General features: G+C 58.8%; 1 protein-coding gene. It reads left to right on the forward strand.

All coding sequences use genetic code 11. The annotated features are described in order from the left end of the window. Positions 1–534: MobA/MobL family protein (locus PZ895_RS19340; protein ID WP_275840629.1), on the forward strand; the 534-nt coding region annotated here is incomplete at both ends.

Below are 534 nucleotides of genomic sequence, written 5' to 3' on the forward strand. Positions count from 1 at the left end.
AGCCGGGGCGAGGGGCGCAGCGCTGTGGCCGCCGCAGCCTATCGGCACGCCGCCCGAATGGAGTTCGAGCGAGAGGACCGCGTGGCGGATTTCTCGAACAAGAAGAATGTCGCCCATTCGGAGTTTATGGCCCCCGCCGATGCGCCGGAGTGGCTGCACTCAATGATGGAAGATCGCAGCGCCGCCGAAGTTTCAGAGGCATTCTGGAACACGGTCGAAGATTTTGAGAAGCGGTGTGACGCGCAGCTTTCCAAAGAGTTCGTCCTGGCGCTGCCGAAGGAGCTGACCAAGGATCAGAATATTGAGTTGGTCCGAGAGTTCATCGGCCAGCAAATGTTGTCGCGGGGAATGGTGGCCGATTGGGTTTATCACGATGTTGAGGCCAACCCTCACGTTCACATCATGACGACCCTGCGCCCGCTAACCCAAGAGGGTTTCGGATCGAAAAAGGTGCCGGTTCTCGACAAGGAAGGAAACCCGCAACGCGGCAAGAATGGCAAGATTCAGTACCGGCTTTGGGCCGGTGATCGTGGA

This window comes from Mesorhizobium sp. YIM 152430 (genome assembly GCF_029210365.1).
Classification (GTDB): domain Bacteria; phylum Pseudomonadota; class Alphaproteobacteria; order Rhizobiales; family Rhizobiaceae; genus Aliihoeflea.